The organism is Streptomyces sp. NPDC005574, assembly GCF_040605435.1.
GTDB lineage: Bacteria > Actinomycetota > Actinomycetes > Streptomycetales > Streptomycetaceae > Streptomyces.
The window spans coordinates 1-1,391 of sequence record NZ_JBEXCW010000327.1 but is presented as its reverse complement, the minus strand read 5'-3'; the positions used below and the strand labels follow the sequence as shown (position 1 = coordinate 1,391).

Sequence of the window (1,391 nt, the reverse complement as noted above, 5' to 3'; positions counted from 1 at the left end):
CCACCCCACCTCCACGGCCGCACGACAGGAACGCGACCCCAGAGACGATCATCGCGAACCCGACCTCACCCCGCAGCAAATTGCGCAGCAGAGTCACCGACGAGCTCAAAACTGCCGTCGACGCCAGCGGCGGATCGAGGCCTAGACCGACCGCCTGCTCGAGGTGTTCCGCCGGACCTGGCTTCGTCAGCCGGCTTTGGCGGAAACGGCGATGGGACACCAAACCCTCGCCTTGCTCGGCCAGCTCGAAGCCGCTGCAAGGCCTGTAGGGGTCATTTTCACTCGCCGGAATCGGCTCACTTTTTTAAGCGTCTTCGACAACCCCTGTCGTTCAGGCGCCAGCCCACCACCTTGCGGATATCTCAAACAGCAGGCATACCGCGACGATCACGCATCGTAATCCCACAACTACATCACACCGCAAAGGTCAGTAGACGGTTAGGGGCAGATTATTAGTCCGCCCGCTGCTCAGATGAATTTTCGAGCCGAAAGTGTTCCGGAAATCCCGGGGCGCACTAACGAGCATCTTCTATGAATCATTGCGAATACTAACCTCTAGCAGTCTCGGGGGAACTGCCCTGTTGAACAAAGGCGCGATAGGAAAAGAAGGTGATCGTCAGTGCGGTGGCCAGCCCGCAATAGAGTCCGACACCTGCAGAAGAGTCGACCGTTGAACTCCCGTTCGCATAAGTGATCCAACGAAGCGCAATTAGCATGGTAGCTAGAAATCCGACGACCATTCCCAAGGTGTGTGAGTCGATCACGGCGAGGGCATTCACCCTCTCCTGTAGATAATCGTATGCACCGTTGGCAAGCAGCATAAGGATAGGGAACCAAGCGGAGAAGCCGGCATTCCAAGCATTAAATGAATAGCTCCCCAGCTTTCCCAGGCCGGGGACCGAGGTCGAGATATCAAGCCATGGAAGAAAGCTGGAGAGGAGTGCTGAAAGAGTCGCAATAACCTTGACCTTGCCAAACTGATCCCGTTGGCGAAAGTGATCGAACGCAGAAAACATAGTCGGCCTTTCCGAAAAATCAGTCGACCGAATCAGATGATCCGTTCGATTGCGGGGCTGCCCTTCGGCTCGCCGGTTAGGCATACTTACACCTGCAATACATCGTCGCCCTTGAGGGCATGCTGCAAGATTCCGTCGCCAGAATCGCTTATTACTATAGACTTGCTGCCGAAACTTCTTTGGTGAATAGAATTCTTGCCCTACCGCGCCAAGATGGACAATACCTTGTCGTCGACATTATCTCCCACTGCGAAAAAAGTGAAATCGAGCGATCGATACTTAGTGACTGCTCAGGAGGTTGTGTGACCTGCGGGTGATCGGTTCGTTGGTCTGTCCGTGGGAGCTTCCAGCCGTCGGCGTCCGTCGTACGACGAT

General features: G+C 55.4%; 2 protein-coding genes. Both read right to left on the bottom strand.

Going from position 1 to position 1,391, the window contains the following annotated elements; all coding sequences use genetic code 11:
• The coding region (locus ABZT03_RS44525; protein ID WP_356050051.1) for a hypothetical protein at positions 1-220 on the bottom strand (220 nt) is incomplete at its 3' end.
• A gap of 328 nt (positions 221-548) precedes the next feature.
• On the bottom strand, positions 549-1,016 hold the full coding sequence (locus ABZT03_RS44520; RefSeq protein WP_356050050.1) for a hypothetical protein: 468 nt from the start codon (positions 1,014-1,016) through the stop codon (positions 549-551).
• Positions 1,017-1,391 lie beyond the last annotated feature (375 nt).